General features: G+C 61.5%; 13 protein-coding genes, 1 pseudogene and 1 other annotated feature. Of the genes and pseudogenes, 5 read left to right on the top strand and 9 right to left on the bottom strand.

Features of this window, described 5'->3' with window-relative positions:
* The first annotated feature begins 71 nt into the window (after window positions 1-71).
* The 4 genes from ribD to ribH all read left to right on the top strand — a co-directional run bounded on the left by ribD (window position 72) and on the right by ribH (window position 3,877).
* On the top strand, window positions 72-1,142 hold the full coding sequence (ribD, locus tag JFC13_RS04465) for a bifunctional diaminohydroxyphosphoribosylaminopyrimidine deaminase/5-amino-6-(5-phosphoribosylamino)uracil reductase RibD (protein ID WP_198395898.1): 1,071 nt from the start codon (window positions 72-74) through the stop codon (window positions 1,140-1,142).
* Window positions 1,143-1,184: 42 nt separating this feature from the next.
* Window positions 1,185-1,904, top strand: a complete 720-nt coding sequence (locus tag JFC13_RS04460; RefSeq protein WP_198395897.1) for a riboflavin synthase — start codon at window positions 1,185-1,187, stop codon at window positions 1,902-1,904.
* The gene (gene ribB, locus JFC13_RS04455; RefSeq protein ID WP_198395896.1) at window positions 1,897-3,276 is read left to right on the top strand and encodes a 3,4-dihydroxy-2-butanone-4-phosphate synthase; all 1,380 of its coding nucleotides are present in this window, start codon (window positions 1,897-1,899) and stop codon (window positions 3,274-3,276) included. The genes JFC13_RS04460 and ribB overlap by 8 nt, the downstream gene beginning before the upstream one ends.
* A 130-nt stretch (window positions 3,277-3,406) precedes the next feature.
* The gene (gene ribH / locus JFC13_RS04450) at window positions 3,407-3,877 is read left to right on the top strand and encodes a 6,7-dimethyl-8-ribityllumazine synthase (RefSeq protein ID WP_198395895.1); all 471 of its coding nucleotides are present in this window, start codon (window positions 3,407-3,409) and stop codon (window positions 3,875-3,877) included.
* Window positions 3,878-3,964: 87 nt separating this feature from the next.
* Here ribH and poxB read toward each other — a convergent pair whose 3' ends face one another.
* From poxB to JFC13_RS04420, 6 genes are all read right to left on the bottom strand, one after another.
* Window positions 3,965-5,680: a ubiquinone-dependent pyruvate dehydrogenase gene (gene poxB, locus JFC13_RS04445; RefSeq protein ID WP_101574094.1), complete on the bottom strand. Its 1,716-nt coding sequence runs from the start codon at window positions 5,678-5,680 to the stop codon at window positions 3,965-3,967.
* A gap of 191 nt (window positions 5,681-5,871) precedes the next feature.
* Window positions 5,872-8,730: a DEAD/DEAH box helicase family protein gene (locus JFC13_RS04440; protein WP_198395894.1), complete on the bottom strand. Its 2,859-nt coding sequence runs from the start codon at window positions 8,728-8,730 to the stop codon at window positions 5,872-5,874.
* A gap of 83 nt (window positions 8,731-8,813) precedes the next feature.
* Entirely contained in the window at window positions 8,814-9,029 is a 216-nt protein-coding gene (locus tag JFC13_RS04435) for a hypothetical protein (RefSeq protein WP_198395893.1), read from the bottom strand.
* Between the two features lie 130 nt (window positions 9,030-9,159).
* Window positions 9,160-10,083 carry an IS3 family transposase gene (locus JFC13_RS04430; protein WP_198395892.1) on the bottom strand — a complete coding sequence of 308 codons (924 nt, stop codon included), beginning with the start codon at window positions 10,081-10,083 and terminating at the stop codon, window positions 9,160-9,162.
* Window positions 9,991-10,119, bottom strand: a sequence feature (AL1L pseudoknot). (Overlaps the previous gene by 93 nt.)
* On the bottom strand, window positions 10,080-10,391 hold the full coding sequence (locus JFC13_RS04425) for a transposase (RefSeq protein ID WP_198395891.1): 312 nt from the start codon (window positions 10,389-10,391) through the stop codon (window positions 10,080-10,082). It overlaps the preceding feature by 40 nt. Before JFC13_RS04425 ends, JFC13_RS04430 begins: the two co-directional genes overlap by 4 nt.
* 35 nt (window positions 10,392-10,426) lie before the next feature.
* Window positions 10,427-10,882, bottom strand: a complete 456-nt coding sequence (locus tag JFC13_RS04420) for a class I SAM-dependent methyltransferase (protein WP_198395890.1) — start codon at window positions 10,880-10,882, stop codon at window positions 10,427-10,429.
* A gap of 59 nt (window positions 10,883-10,941) precedes the next feature.
* Here JFC13_RS04420 and JFC13_RS04415 point away from each other — a divergent pair.
* Window positions 10,942-11,316 (top strand): annotated as a pseudogene (locus JFC13_RS04415) (IS5 family transposase); the annotation flags it as partial.
* Between the two features lie 59 nt (window positions 11,317-11,375).
* Here JFC13_RS04415 and JFC13_RS04410 read toward each other — a convergent pair.
* The 3 genes from JFC13_RS04410 to JFC13_RS04400 form a co-directional block, all read right to left on the bottom strand.
* Window positions 11,376-12,278, bottom strand: coding sequence for a hypothetical protein (locus tag JFC13_RS04410; RefSeq protein ID WP_198395889.1), 903 nt, complete (start codon window positions 12,276-12,278; stop codon window positions 11,376-11,378).
* 8 nt (window positions 12,279-12,286) lie between these two features.
* Complete coding sequence (locus JFC13_RS04405; RefSeq protein WP_198395888.1) at window positions 12,287-13,333, bottom strand: ATP-grasp domain-containing protein; 1,047 nt, start codon at window positions 13,331-13,333, stop codon at window positions 12,287-12,289.
* 191 nt (window positions 13,334-13,524) lie between these two features.
* Window positions 13,525-14,898 (bottom strand): FAD/NAD(P)-binding protein, encoded by a 1,374-nt coding sequence (locus tag JFC13_RS04400; RefSeq protein ID WP_198395887.1) that lies wholly within the window; start codon window positions 14,896-14,898, stop codon window positions 13,525-13,527.
* Window positions 14,899-15,489: the final 591 nt, after the last annotated feature.

Genomic DNA, 15,489 nt, shown 5'->3' with positions numbered 1-15,489 from the left:
ACACGTTCGCACGCTCTGATGGTTGCACCCGCAATATCCTCCCTCCCGGCATCGGCTCGGGAGGTTTTTTCATGCAGGCCGAGTTCACCGAACTCGAAACGACCGCGATGTCCGCGGCTCTGCAAGCTGCGCGAAATGGTTACCGGGGCGCGAATCCGCTGGTGGGAGCCGCGATCCTGACGAGGGACTCGCAGATCGTCGTCGGCCATCATGCGGGCGCAGGCAGTCCCCACGCCGAGGTGGACGCCATCACCACGGCCATCGACCTCGGCGTCGACCTCGCCGCCTCCACCCTGTTCGTGACCCTGGAACCGTGCAACCACACCGGCCGGACCGGGCCGTGCACCCAGGCGATCATCGACGCCGGCATCCCCGACGTCGTCTTCGCTCTACCGGATGTCAACGGCGTCGCCGCCGGTGGTGGAACCACCCTCGCCGAGGCGGGGGTCCGGGTCCGCTCGGGCCTGGGCCATGACGAGTCCTCGGCTCTCAACGCCAGGTGGAGTCGTGCCGTCGATGCCGAGCGTCCCTTCGTCACTGGGAAGATCGCGCAGAGTCTTGATGGCATGGTCGCTGCCTCCGATGGGACCAGCCAGTGGATCACCTCGGCGGAATCGCGAGAGCATTCACATGAGTTTCGGTCGCGGGTCGACGGCATCCTCGTCGGCACCGGAACGGTCCTGGCCGATGACCCCCGACTCAATGCCAGGGGACCAGGCGGTGAACCGCTGGAAACACAGCCGGTGCCCATCGTGCTCGGGCTGACCTCCCTGCCTGAGGAATCTTTCCTCGCACTCAACCCCGACACGGTTCACCTTCGCACACGCGACATCACTGCAGCACTGGGCGAACTGCATGCCCGCGGTATGCGCCACATCCTGGTTGAGGGTGGGCCCAGCGTGCTCGGTGCCTTCTTCGCCGCCGATGCAGTCGACGAAGTCTTCTGCTATCAGGCTCCGCTGCTGGTGGGCGCGGGGAGATCCAGCTTGTCGGGCTTGAGCACGTCGACGCTGAGTGAGGCGGTCGGTCTGGTTCCCGACGAGACCGCCGAACCTGCAGTCGCGCGGCTCGGACCCGACGTACTTCTCCACTTCGTCAGCGGCGACACCAGCTTCGGCACCACTGACAACTACACCATCTGACGCACCAACTACTCACTGAACGCACACTCACTCGGAGGGCACATGTTCACCGGCATCATCGAAGAGCTCGGCATCGTCGCAGCCATCGACCGCATGGACGATTCGGCAGTCATCACCATCGACGCCAAGGGACTCGTCGACGACCTCGGCCTCGGCGGCTCACTTGCCGTCAACGGCGTGTGTCTGACCTCGGTCAGGGACGAAGCATCCTCGCCGCCTGGCGAGTCGCTGGGTGCCTTCACCGCCGAGGTGCAAGGGCCCTTCACCGCCGAAGTGATGGGCGAGACCCTGCGACTGACCGGGCTGGGAGCCTTGCGCACCGGGGACCGGGTCAACCTGGAGAGGTGCACACCCGCCTCGGGGCGCTTCGATGGGCATGTGGTGCAGGGACATGTCGACGGGTGCGGTGAACTGCTGAGCCGCGACGACTTCGACGAGTGGTCGACATTGCGCATCGGCATCCCGAACTCTCTGGCTCCTTACACCGCCACCAAGGGCTCCATCGCCCTCAACGGCGTCTCGCTGACGCTGACCGCCGTATCAGAACCCGGCGAGACCAGCGCCTGGGTCGAGGTCGGACTCATCCCGGCCACGTTGACCCACACCACGTTCGGCGATCTGGCCCCCGGCGATCCGGTCAACGTCGAGGTGGACGTGCTCGCGAAGTACACCGCCCGCCTTCTGTCATTCGGCACTGCCCCGGAAACGACCACAGTCTTCAACTCAACCAACAGCACCCGACGAGGAGCCGACCATGACTGAGACCACCCCGAGCGCTGCTCGCCTCGATCCGATCGAAGACGCAATCGCTGCCTTTGCCACGGGTCAGCCCATCGTCGTCGTCGATGACGAGGACCGCGAGAACGAAGGCGACCTCATTATGGCCGCCGGGTTCGCCGAGGCGGCCACCATGGGCTTCTTCGTCCGTTACACCTCCGGAGTCATCTGTGCGCCCATGGATGCTGAGCGTGCCGCCGCACTCGAACTGCCGCCCATGGTCTCCGCGAACGAAGACCCGAAGGGCACCGCGTACACGATCAGCTGCGACGCGGTCGGCGTGACCACCGGAATCAGTGCCGCCGAGCGCGCCCTGACCGGACGCCACCTTGCCGCGGCAGTCCCCGATCCGGCATCGATCACACGCCCCGGGCACGTGTTCCCGCTCATCGCAAAGTCCGGTGGAGTCCGTGAACGCCCAGGGCACACAGAGGCTGGAGTCGAGTTCGCACGGCTGGCCGGGGCTACTCCCGTGGCGATGATCGGCGAGGTCGTCCATGACGACGGTTCGATGATGCGCTTCGACTCCCTGCGCGAGTTCGCCGATGCCCACAAGCTGGTCATGGTCTCGATCGAAGGACTCATCGACTACCTGAATGAGTCGGATCGCGAACACTCCGTGAATGCCGAACGGCCGGACGCCGGATCATCGGGCCATAGCTCAACTCATGAGTCGGGCGCGAACCCACGAGCGATCGAAGTCTCGGCGGAGGTGCCGCTGCCGACGAAGCACGGGAGCTTCAATGCCCGCGCATTCACGATCGACGGCCACGACCACCTCGGCGTGTTCTCCGGGATCGATTCTGCCGCCGTTACCCATGAACCGGCGGGTCAGGAGCCTTCACTTCGCGGGCCCGCTCCCCTGGTTCGAGTGCATTCGGAGTGCCTGACCGGGGATGTCTTCGGATCTCACCGCTGCGACTGCGGGGAGCAGCTGGATCTGGCACTGCAGCGCATCTCCGACGAGGGTGGTGCCGTGATCTACATGACCGGTCACGAGGGCCGCGGAATCGGGCTGAGCAACAAACTCCGCGCCTACGCCCTGCAGGATCGGGGGCTGGACACCGTGGATGCGAACCGTGAGCTCGGCTTCCACGACGATGACCGTGACTACCGTGCAGCCGCGGAGATCCTGCGCTCCATCGGCCTGACTCGCATCCGTCTGCTGACGAACAACCCGGACAAGACCCGGGCGCTCGAAGCACTGGGAATCACGATCGAGGCCGTCGTTCCGCTTGAGATCCCAGCGCGGCCGGAGAACTCGAACTACCTGAACACCAAGCGCAAGCGCATGCACCATACCCTGACCCTGCCCTCAGTGGTCGGCACGAGGCCGGCCGACACCGCCGTGTCCTGAGAACCTCGGCGTCCATCGCTGAGAAGCACCACTGCTGATCGGCGCCACTGCTGATCAGGCACTTCAACCGATTCGCGCTCATCACCACTGACTTTTCCGGCCATCACGGCCGGCACGAAAGGACAATCCCATGGCACACTCCGGAGCACCCGAGCTCACTGCTTCCGCGGCCGATACTCGAGTCGCCATCATCGCAGCATCCTGGCACACACAGATCATGGACGGTCTGTGCGACGGAGCCAAGCGGGCGGCCGCCGAAGCCGGCGCCCAGGCCACCCTGGTGCGGGTCCCAGGAAGCTTCGAGCTGCCCATCGCTGCGGCACGCCTGGCACCGCACTTCGACGCAGTCGTCGCCCTCGGCGTCGTCATCCGCGGCGGCACCCCGCACTTCGACTATGTCTGCCAGGCCGCCACTGATGGCCTCAATCGCGTTGCCATCGACACCCGCAAACCGGTCGGATTCGGAGTGCTGACCTGCGACACCGAGCAGCAGGGACTCGACCGTGCCGGACTCGAAGGCTCTCAGGAAGACAAGGGCCACGAAGCCATGACCGCCGCCCTGGTCACGGCGCAGGCTCTGGCGGACTACCCGATCGTGTGAAAACGCTGCAACTCAAACGGTCGGTAAGTCCGAGTCGCTGACAAGCTCAGATTCGACTCGGACTTACCGACCGTTTGGGCGCGACCCTCAGAACAGCTGACGGATGTTTGCCTGGGCTAGGTCGATGAGTTCGTCGCCCTTGCCCGACATCACCGTGCGGACCGCATAGAGGGCGAAGCCCTTGGCCTGTTCGGCGGTGATCGTCGGCGGCATCGACAGCTCCTGCCGTTCGGTGACCACATCGAGGACCGCAGCGCCGTCGTAAGCGAGGAACTCCTTGACGACCTTCGGCAGGTCCTTGGACTTCTCGACACGGAAGCCCTTGATGCCGACCGCCTCGGCAATGGTGGAGAAATCCGGGTTGTCCAGCTCCGTTCCGAAGGTGACGAATCCAGCGGCCTTCATCTCCAGCTCCACGAAGTTCAGTGAGGAGTTGTTGTAGACGACGGTCTTGACCGGCAGCTTGTTCTGAGTCAAGGTCAGCAACTCACCGAGGAGCATGGCCAGCCCGCCATCACCTGCCAGAGCGACGACCTGCCGGTCAGGGTAGGCCGACTGCGCACCGACGCTCTGCGAGAGGGCATTAGCCATGGAACCGTGGCTGAAGGAACCGATCAGCCGGCGCTTGCCATTCATGGTCAGATACCTGGCTGCCCAGGTCACGGGGGATCCGACATCGGGGATGAACACAGCATCTTCGTCGGCCATCTCGTCGATCAGACGCGTCAGGTACTGCGGGTGAATCGTCCGCTTCGACGGAGTCGCGAGCTCATCGAGTTCCTTACGAGTCTTCGCATAGTGCTTGGTCATCGCTTTGAGATGCGAGCTGCTGCGGTTCGGTTTGATCAGGGGAAGGAGGGAGTCAACAGTATCAGCGACCGTACCCACCAGTCCGATGTCGACCTGGGTCCGCCGTCCGATCTGGGAGCCTCGGATGTCGACTTGGATGACCGTCGCATCGTCAGGATAGAACTGCTGGTACGGAAGACCGGTGCCCAGCATAAGCAGAGTGTCGCAGCCTTTGAGTGCGTGATAACCGGAGGAGAAGCCGAGAAGTCCGGTCATGCCCACGTCATACGGGTTGTCGTATTCGATGAATTCCTTGCCACGCAACGCGTGGACGATCGGCGCCTGCAGCTTCTCCGCGATAGCGATGAGCTCGTCGTGGGCACCTTCTGTACCGGCACCGGCAAGGATCGTCGTCTTCTTGCCCTTGTTCAGTGCCTTTGCAGCCGCCTCCACTTGGGATTCTGCAGGGATCATATGCGAGGGATAAGAATTGACCACCTCGGCGGCGGCATTGATCTCCGTCAGGGCAATGTCGCCAGGGATGACGAGGACAGCGACGCCGCGCTTCTCGATGGCCTCGCGCATGGCGATGCGCAACAGGCGGGGCATCTGCTCCGCGGTGGCCACGTGTTCGAGGTAGACACTGCACTCGCGGAAGATGTCGGTTGGATGGGTCTCTTGGAAGTAGCCCGAGCCGATCTCATCGCTGGGGATGTGAGCGGCGATCGCGAGAACAGGCACGCGGGAGCGCTGGGCGTCGTAGAGTCCGTTGATGAGGTGGAGGTTACCCGGCCCGCAGCTGCCTGCGCAGACGGCGAGTTCACCGGTCAGTGCGGCCTCGCCACTGGCGGCGAAGGATGCCGCCTCTTCGTGGCGGACTTGGACCCATTCGAGCTGTGGGTTGACGCGCAGGGCATCAGTGAAACCGTTGAGCGAATCTCCCGGGATCCCGTAGACCCTCTTGACTCCGCTGGCCACGAGGGTATCGACGATGTTTCTGGCGACGGTGGGCATAGGATTCCTTCCGTTGAAACACGTGGAGCTCTCTCAGCTCCTGGGTGGACCCCGTCAGCATCCCAGTCAGAGTGCCGACGCAGGCTGGTACCGCGGTTTCAGTCTAGCCCCGAGGTCAGCGGTCGGGCATGTGAAGTCAGAGACAGCACCGCCGGACCATGCGACAATGTCCGAAGCACACGGCCCGAAGCTCAGCGCCAGGATGTCCGCAGCACAGAAGTCATCTGCATCGGATTCGTTCCGCGATATGCGGTGAGGACGCCTGCGCCTTCCGGGTTCCTCGTGTAGACCGCTTCACCGCCGCCGATCCACCGGTTCCACGCTCGCGAATACGCTATTGCCGATTCTCTTCTCGTGCCGAGAGCTGAAGGCACCGCGTGCCAGACCGGATCGCTCTGCTGCGCATTCGACCACCCGACCTTCAGACGTTCCCACAGTCCGCGCGCTCCAATCGATGACTGCGGCAGAGACCAGCGAGGAACCAGATACCTCGGGTCGGCGATCGGGGACACCGCCTCGTCGAGGGCGAGCGCGAAGACCTCCGCGGACTGGGCTTCCGCATCGAGATGACACCGCAGATCCCCACTCGCGTCGACGCGTACACGCACCGAGTCCGATCCTGTCTTGCTCAACCCCGCACTGTGCAGGGCATCGGCGACGGCACCGGCAAGTTGGCCCACCGTCGGCGGCTGAGCATAGAGCCGAGTTCGTCGTTTTCCGGCTACGGACAGCACCACCGGCAGGCTCACCCAGAGTCCGAAGCCGAGCACCGTGAGCACCACACCGCCGATGCCGCCGAGCGCCACACCCAGCAGCAGGAGAATCAGTCCAAGTCCCATCCAGGCCACGACCGTGGCAGTCCTCACTCGGAATGGCAGGATGTGCCCCGGATCCCCGCCGAGGTGGCGCGGCAAAACGCTGACATCGCCGTTGCGAACGGGGTCGGCTGAGGTGAGGCTCGACTGTTCGGTGCGTCGATGGCCGGTGCGCTGAAGGATTCGCACCGAGCGCATCTCCTCGTCTTGATAGTCACTGCCGACCTGCCACCGCTGGGCGATCTCCCCGCGGTCTTGGGAGCGGGCGATCATCCGCGCGTTGATCTCGTCTGCCATATCGGGAAGCGGAGGCTCGTAGGGCGAGAACGCGGAATCGATATGAGCCACTCCGTCGACGACCTCACCCTCAGAATCCGTGCCGAAGAAGCCGTCGTGTTTGCGCACGAGACGCCCCCAGTCCTGGTTACCGCGTGGGTGATCGGGGCTGACGCAGACGACGGTCCAGTTGAGCCCGACCTTGTGTGCCTGGTCAGGGTCTCGCCGCAGCGCACGACCGCGGGTCTGCGTCACCGCCGTCGGTGTGGTCGCGGTGCTCAAGTCGATCAATCCGGTGATGGCCGGTGCATCCCAACCTTCGCCGAGGAGGGCACGGGTGCCGATGAGCACCTGAGTCCTGCCCGTGGTGAGGAAGTCGGTCACATAGGGAACCCACGTCCGGCTGGTCCACGGACCCTCGAGTCGGCTGATTCCAGATACCGGTTCGCTCACCTGCAAGCGAGAAGCCAGGGATTCGTCGGATACGGCAATCCGAGCACGCAGCTCGCCGAGCACCTCCGGAGCTCCAGCCACGGTCTTGCCGGAGACGAGCAGTGGTCGGAGGCCGGAGGTGCGGGCATCGGAGACGAGTGTTTCGAGAACGAGCAGGGCCGAACCGGAGCGTTCGCTGATCACCCCGCTGACGTCGGCCGGCAGCGTCGCTGTCAGCGATTCGAAGTCGCAGAGGACCAGCATCCGCATGCGTTCTTGAAGGTTGGCCGCCTCGGCGCAGATGATCTCGCTCGTCGCCTGTGGCTTCGACGCCGAGTAGGCGATCACGCGGTCGACGGGTGATCGTCCCGCCCGTATGCCGTTCCGGGTCCAGCGGTACCCGATTGCGGGCAGGGCACGACGGATCACCTCGGCGAGTTCGATGTCTTCTGCCTCCTCGGAGACCATCAGGTGGTGGCGCATCCAATCGTCGATGAGCAGCGCCCAGTCCTCGGCATCGGGATTGCGGCGATGCTGTTCGGCGGGACTGGCACCGGGAGGCAAACGGAGCAGATCCGCGTGGTGCAGCCGCAGCGCAGCCGAGCACAGTTCCGGTGTCGAGCGGCTCATGGCCGCCCAACTGACAACGTGCTCTCGGGTGCCCAGGAACCGCCTGTCGACCCATTCGAGGAACGGCACCGAGCCCTGAGTGGGGTCGAGGATGTCGGTGATGAGTTCGGTGAATCGCACAGCTTGCCCCGATAGCCAGCTGTTCTCCTCGTTCGTCGGGGTCGTCACCCACACGAGGTCCGCGAATGGAGCCAGATCGCCTTCTCTGACGACTGCAGGGATCGTAGCGGAGTAGCGAATGTCGGAGAACAGTCCGGTCACCAGCTCTGACTGTGCTGTCGTCATTGTTCCGGGAGGAGTGGCTGTGAGTCCGAGCACCCAGACTTCAGGGAGCAGGTCGAGGAGTTCGGTCAGCAGGCTGCCCCACACGTCGAGCAGGTGGTGGCATTCGTCGAGGATGAGCAGCAGAGGTCCAACATCGCCGAGGCGGTCGACGAGTTCCCGTCCTCCAGGGGCGAGTTCGTCGAGGAGGTTCTTCGTGCTTTCGCGGTCGTCATCGAAGACAGCGAGCGATTGGTAGGTCAGAGCGGTGAATTGGGTGGTGAGTCTCCGGTCGAGTCCGGCGCGGTCGGTGCCTCCGGCGGCGGGCTCGTCAGCGGCGTTGTCGGCACCTTCGCCGAGGCGATCGGAACTGTGGCTGTTCCAGGCGTTCGCCCACTGAGTCTGGATGGCGGTGTTGGGGCCGAAGGCCACAATCTTCGAGACATGTCCGTTGGTGAGCAGATGCTGCGCATGCTCGAGCCCGACCCGGGTCTTCCCTGCGCCCGGCGGCAGGACGATCCAAGATCGGCGAGAGTCGGCGCTGACTGAACTCGTGAGTGCGTCAAGTGCCTCGCGTTGGTGTCGGCGCAACGGAGGTCGGTGACCTCGCATTGGCTTCACCTCGGGCATCGACATGGCAATCAGTCTAAAACGAGTCCTTGATCGACAGCGCAGAAGGGCAGAATCTGTCCAAGCCGACTCAAGTTATCCAGCGCGACTCAGGCAGAAGCGATGAACAGCCATCCGCGCCCGGGAGCATAGGGAAGGTCGTGGACGTCGATGGTGCCGAAGCCAGCGTCTGTCAGTGAGCCTTTCACCGCGTCTTCGGTTCGGAAGCGCAAGGTCGACGTGGAATTGATTCGTTCACCATCACTGTGGAAGATCGTCGGTGAGTCAAAGGGGACGTACTCGCCATTGACCTCGGTGACCTGCACCCACGTCTCGACCGGTCCCTCGCCATCGACGTCGACTACTCGCCAGGTCAGTTCTTTGGTCCAGCGGATCCAGGCACGATCGGAGGGTTGTCAAGCCCCGGGTTTCGTAGAGGCTCCTTTTCTTGGTTTCCTAAGCAGCCGCGGAGTCTGCCGCGGACTGGTTGATCCATTCAGAATGGACCGCTATAGGCGGACAGTACCCGATCGCTGAATGCAATCGTGTCTGGTTGTACCAAGCCACCCACTTCGACGTCTCCGCCATCACCTCAATCAACCCCGACCACACCTTCCGGTCAATCAACTCCGCCTTGTAGACCGAGTTCAGCGCCTCCGCCATCGCGTTGTCATACGAGTCCCCACACGACCCCACAGATGCCACGACCTCGGATTCCGCCAGGGTCTCGCCATAGCGAATCGACCGGAATTGCACCCCGCGATCCGAGTGGTGCACGAGCCCGGAGACGTCTTCACCGGCCCGGTATTTCGCAGCGAGAGCCATCGTGAGTGCGTCCCTGGCCAGGGACTCCCGCATATGGTTCGTCACCTGCCAGCCGACGATCTCCCGATGGAAGACATCAAGGATGAACGTCGTGTACACCCACCCAGCCGACGTCGGAACATACGTAATATCCGCAACCCACAAACAGTTGGGCGCCGGTGCTGCGAACTCACGTTCGACGAGATCATCCGGACACTCCTCAGCCCTGGCTGAGGCCGTCTTCGGACGCTTCCGCTTCCGTCGGATTCCGTCGATGCCCAACTGGCGCATCAACCGCTCCACTGTGCAGCGGGCCACCGGACCGAACTGGTCGGCGTAGTCGCGGTTGATCGCCTTCCACATCTTCCGCACCCCGTAGCAGGAGTAGTTCACCTCATACACATCCTGGATCACCACCATCAGCGCCTGGTCCCGCCGGGCCCGAGCTGATGGTTGACGCAACTTGTACGCGTAATACGAGCTCACAGCAATCCGTGCAGCAGTCCCGGACAGGGCGCGCACGATTGGCTCGACTCCGAACTCGTGACGATGATCGTCGATGAAAGCGACGATCACTTCGATGGGCGGTCGAGCTCCGCCGCGAAGAAAGCCGATGCTCTCTTCAAGATCTCGTTGGCCCGCTTCGCTTCGGCCAGCTCAGCCCGTAGCCGGCGGTTCTCCGCTTCCAGGTCGACCGACTCGGCCGGGGTAGCTTTGCCGGAATCCTTGTGCTTTCGTACCCAGACACGCAGGGTTTCTTTGCTCAGGCCGAGTTCGTTCGCGACACGGGTGATCGCTCCGTTCGCAGTGTCGGGATCGGCCTGGGCATGGATGACGAGCTCGACGGCACGAGCCTTGAGTTCGTCGGTGTATTTCAATGGCAAGAGAGAATCTCCTTCTTCCAATCTCCCTGCCTCTATTATCCCCGGGGCGATTCAGGTCGTCTGGCTTCGAAAACCAGGCGTCCCGCCGGGCGAAGACAAGAGTGTATTGCCCGAAGGGTGGCCAGCCATTCATCATCGTCGAGAAAGACTTGCGCAACATTCGCGGTCATAGTTGCCAGGTCAAAGCCGCGGTGCCGAGCAGGATCGTCAGCAATGTCAGGAGCCTCGGCGACGATGAACTCAGCGAAGTCAGAAACCACCTTCGACTGTGCGATGTCGATAGATGCTGACGCGGGATCGAGGCCCAGAACGGAAATCTCCAATTCAGCCAGAAGGGAGGCCAATGTTCCTGTTCCACAGCCAACGTCAAGAACTTTACTGGCCCCGAACCTTGTGGCGACGTCGACATACATGTCGAGGTCGGTCCGGTCCGGGTCAAGCGAATCGTAGACTCCAGCTAGCCGGGGGTCTGAAAACAACGCATCAGGCACGCGTCCAGACTAGGGCGTGTCTCCTTTATTGACCATTGCTGCACCGGCACGGTGGAGTTGTGACGACACAGCAACGACACCGAGTATTCACTGATGAGCAGTGGGCGCGAATCGAACCTCTTCTGCCCTCGAATGTCGGCAAGAGAGCCCGACCGTTTGAGAACAATCGCCGGATCGTCGAAGGAATCGTCTACCGATATCGTGCAGGCATCGCCTGGCGCGATCTGCCTCGTGAGCACTTCGGCCCCTGGCAAACAGTGTGGAAACGCCACCGCCGCTACGCCGCCGCCGGCACCTGGGACCGTGTGCTGGCCCGAGTGCTCTCCGATGCTGATGCTGCCGGTGACATCGATTGGAACGTCTCCGTCGATGGCACCATCAACCGTGCCCACCAGCACGCGACGAACACGACGCGCCCTGACCAGGACACAGGGGGCTACATCGAAGGGACTGATACAGGGTTTGGTGACATCTAATCTAGCTTGAGTCGCCGCTACCCATGAACATCAGCGACTCGGACCTTTAGGAGTGGTCTACGGGTTTCAACGATTCCATAGCAACATACAGCGAGAACCAGACCGACGAGGAGAATCCACGAAGTTGTCGTGCTGTTCTCCGGCTCGATGATGGCTTCTGTGACGAAACTGATTCCAGGCACTCCCGCCATGATGACGGACGTCAGGGTAGCTGATGTTCGCATCATGCCCGATTGAATCAGGACCAGCGGTAGCGCGACAGCAGCGAATCCCAGTAGCGCGAACCACAATAGCCGTGAGCCAACTTCTGTCGCCGACGGACTGTGCTGCCAACTCACGACCGCGCACACGAACGCCAGAAGATACGTAGCGTGGTAACGCACGGCCAGAATCGAAAAAGCGGACACACCCGAGTCGGCGAGTCGTCGCGAAATTGTCGCGAGCACTGCGAGCCCGACCCCGGCAATGATGCCCAGCGCCATCCCGACCACGGTGCCGGTTCCCGGCGCCGAGGCTCCAGAGATCTGTTGGGACCAGCCGAACGCGATTGAAATGGCGAATATTGCGAAAGCGATAATCCACAGACGGAATCGTGCCCGACTTGCTCCGAAGCTGGCAATGCACAGGGCCGCGAGCGGAGCTGCAGCAGCTTCGGCACCAGCAGCCAGAGACGCGGGAATCCAAATCAATGCGAGGTAGAAAGCACCGAAAGTCACTGCTGTGGCGAGATTCAGCCAGAGGCCATCAATCGGTCGAATGTGTGTTGTCTCCGTCCTGTCGGTGGCTTTAAGCAACACTCCGACTGCGGAAGCGATGAGAAAAGCGCACCCGAGGAAGAGGAACATCGAGTCGGAACTGACAGTGATCCCGACCAGTGCGTTCGCCGCCCCTTGGAAGATTGCGCCCAGGACGATGAGCATCAAAGGCATCATCCGGCTAAGCCACTGGTGACATCGAAGAACAATCCACGGTCTTCGAGCTCGTGAACCGCTTCGACTGAGTTCATAACTTCTGCCTTGTTCTCTCCAACGAAGAATGCGACACCCATGTATCCGGTCGTCAGGGTGAGGTCCTGGAGTTCGCGTCCAACAGGTGGCATCCACGCCACGCTGTGGAAGTGCGGAAGGCGTCGCATCACACGTAGACCTGGAATCGCGTTGAGGACTCCCGGCTTGTGAGATCGCAGAAACACTTTGACGAGCGTTTGGGATGGTGAGTAAGCAGAGCTGAGCCGATTCTCGAACTCAGCTGGTCGCAGGATCTTTTCCGTGAGGATGTGCTGCTGGGAGTATCCGAAGGCCAACATGTATGGGTCAGGCAGGAGGCAGGGGCCCATGATCCGTGAGTTGACCTCGATGAGAACGGGGCCACGCTCGGTGAGTCGCACCTCCGTATGTGCTGCTCCGTCGCGGATCTCGAGAGCGTCGAGACATTGGAAGACGTAGTCGACCAGAACCTGTTCGGTCTCGCCGAGGGTCGTGATGCTGTCGGTGTGGCGGACTGTGGGGAGACCGGCAATCTCGTCGATGCGCTCGGCGTACATGTCTGTCAGCCAGTGAGTTCGTTCGTGGCTGACGGTGTTGACGATGTATTGGGGGCCTTCAGCGTACTCCTGGACCAGGACTTCGTGGTTAGTCTGCCCCATCAGATTGGCTTTGCCCCAGATTGCTGTGCCGGCTGCAAGTACGTCCTCTCGGCCGACGATCGTGCATCCGTCGCTTCCGGCGCTGTCTCGTGGTTTGACGACATACTTGGCGTTGTGGAGTCGATCAACTATCTGTTCGAGCGAGGAGATGGAATCGGCGACATGGGTATCGAGACTGTCGATCTCATGGCGGGTGAGCTGGAGATGCATGGCTGCCTTATCTCGGCGAGCCAACTGCGCATCGCGGCCATGGTGCGGCAACCCCAGCTGGTCGGCAAGCTCGGCCGCTGAGTCAACGCCGTATTCACTTCCGGCGCATACATAGTCCACCGGGGGCAGGCCCCTCAAGTGTTGGAGTGGAATTTTCAGTGGTTCCGTGAGCAGTATTTTTGTATTTGGGTCGGAGCTGAAGGCCTCACACTGGCTCGGAGAGTGAGCATGGGTCACAGTCGCGCCCTCTTCAATGAGAGCACGGGAGAGTTCGGCGCCCGTGGAGACAGGATCGGTCAGCAGCACATGGGTCATTTGGGTTCTCCTACGAGGGACTGTTCAGCGGGCTGAGAGATTGATTTGACGAGATTCGGGACTTGCAGGACTGCGGTGCGTAGATAGTTGACTATTGGCACAACAGTCCCACTTCTCGTCCCTAACGCCCAGATATTGGTTGGACTACCATCAGGGCTTCGGAACTCGAGGCTACTGGTGAGTTCTGCTGGTATAGCTCCTCCGTTGTCCAGGGTTAAATACTCTTCAGTTACCCATTGGGGAGTGAATGGAGGATCGAACCCTTGGGCGGTGAGGACGCTGGAGAATGGTGTCGAGTCTTCTTCGGTGTCGGAGAGCTGCTTGACACTGAATCGCCCTTCCTCGGCAGCATGTTGAAGCTTTACAGCTGATTCCAGTGGCATTGCTGAGATGAATCGAGAGTTGAATGTGCGCACGGTTGCCATCTGCGATTTCAGGTGTGCAGGATCGGTGAACTCGGTCGCATTGATCGCGTCGATAATCGTGCCGATGCGGTGTTGCCATGAGTTGGCGCCCACTTTAGCTTCGGAGATTTCGTACTCGAGCAGACCAAGTGGGTCGGAAGCGGGACGAGCCTCGAGCTCAGCCAGGGAAGTGTGTGACCACCGGAGGGACTCATCAATCGTTGTGCGAAGGTCGGCTGTGTTGATTGTGTGATTGGCAACGGACGGTCCAAGAACTGTTCGTACTGCGGGAAGGACTCCTGACGGCGATGCGAGGCAGACGCTTCCGCCCCGGTCGAGGATTGCCAGGGCGAGTTCGACTGCGGACAGTTTCGTGCCGAGAACCAACACAGGCGTGTCTCGATTGCTTTTTTGAGCGCAGGCGTTCAGTTGCTGACCGGATCCAAGAACTGCGCCAATAAAACGGCTGCGGAAACCTAGCGGGATTGACCGTTGTGGGCCACCGAGACCGCCGGCGAGTACGACAGCATCAGCGACTATTTCGCCATGGGAGCCTGTCACCCGCCAGCGAGAAGAACTGTCTTTGAAGATGCCGGTGGGGTGGCCGATCAGGTGGCGATGTCGGCCGAAGAGATGAGAAGTGGTGCGTTGAGCTGCTTCCTTGACATAGCTGGCCATGAGGAAGCGAGGTGTGAAGTCGTTGAGACTGTACGGCCATCCGCGAGAGGTGAGGAACTGGTGAAATTCGCCAGGATCTCGGTGGGTCAGGCTGTTGTTGTAGACCGGTGTGTTGGTCAGCGCGGGGAATGGTGCAGTGAAGGCATGCGAAGTGCCTAGGGTATGCGGCGCAATCGTACATACTGACCCGGTGAAGTCGGTAGAAATTGCGAATTCTTTGAGGAGGGCGACCGCGGCGGCTCCGCCGCCGACGATGGCAATGTTAGCTCTTGTCAATTGGGAAGCCATCCTTCTTCATTACGCCTCTGAGCTTTTGTAATCTGAGTGGTTAGAAAATCAAAGCGAGTGCACCGTGGTCGGCCTCGCATGACGGTGTCATCTCGATTCTTAGCAGCGCATTGGTACAAAGTTCCTGTTCGGGCAAGTTCCGTGGGCAGAACTCGCATTATCTCCTCTCTTGTTGCGATGAACTGCCAGTCCGTCAATTGACGTTACAACTTGTATTGTGCCGGCGAGAAATCATCTCAAGACTCGCCGGCAGTCAAGCTGGTCCGTCGCTGGAGCGTGACTCCTAATTGGTGGTGGATTTCAGATTCAGGAATATCGCCAACGCGTGCTTACCCCGATCCCAGATTGCTTGTCAAAACCCGTCGCGATCGCGCGTCACTGCTTCAACTGGCCGTACCCCCGCTCGACCGTACTGCAGCCCCGATATCGGTAACCAGAATTTAGGAGACACGCCCTAGATGATGATCCGCTTCAGTGAACATCCTCCGCCGGCTGAAGTCACGAGCTGACGGAAACATGACAAGTAATTTGCTACGTACTTGAAACGTGTAAAGGAATCGACGAATTCTTTACACGTTTCGGTGTTGTGGA

The sequence above is a fragment of the Brevibacterium antiquum genome, assembly GCF_016107655.1.
GTDB lineage: Bacteria > Actinomycetota > Actinomycetes > Actinomycetales > Brevibacteriaceae > Brevibacterium > Brevibacterium antiquum.
The sequence above is the reverse complement of the archived record's forward strand: the minus strand, read 5'-3'. Positions and strand labels throughout refer to the sequence as shown.